Here is a 571-nt window from a genome sequence, read left to right as displayed (position 1 = left end):
GGCACAGATAAGAAAATAGAGCTCTACTTTATCGTAGAGCACAAATCAAACCCAGATAAAGGCATATTCCTTCAGCTGCTATCTTACATCTACGCTAAATACGAAGAAGCCTATAGAGAAAACAAAGACTTTCCCAATATTGTCCCTATAGTGTTGTATGTAGGCAAAGAAGAATGGAATATACCAACCTCTACTACTAAAGACCTTCCTATTGATGAAGAGATAAAAAATTACCTTTTCAACCTATCTTATACTCTCAAAACTCCAAAGGAGATGGACCCAGAGAAAGTAGAGGCCATAAGAAAAGATATAGAGCTATACGCATATGCAATACTTATGAAAATAACATCAGGAGAAATTCCAATTGGGCGTGGCTTAGAAAGAATCGCTTACATACTTAAAGACAGAAGATATTTCATGAGATACTTCTTAATAGAGGTTTACAAGAATACAGACGTTGACTTGGAAACATTTAGAAGTATATTATCAGAGATACAATCAGGAGGTGAAGAAATGAGAAACCTGTTTGAAGATGCTATTCAGTATGGTAAAAAAGAAGGCAAGATAGAGG

General features: G+C 35.4%; 1 protein-coding gene. It reads left to right on the top strand.

The window, feature by feature from the left end; all coding sequences use genetic code 11:
- A partial coding sequence (locus ACP5GV_RS08140; protein ID WP_428103311.1) for an Rpn family recombination-promoting nuclease/putative transposase occupies positions 1 to 571 on the top strand: 571 nt, incomplete at both ends.

Source organism: Caldisphaera sp. (assembly GCF_049974385.1).
Lineage (GTDB): Archaea > Thermoproteota > Thermoprotei_A > Sulfolobales > Acidilobaceae > Caldisphaera.
Note: the sequence above shows the minus strand (reverse complement) of the source record. Positions and strands in the feature narration are given on the sequence as shown.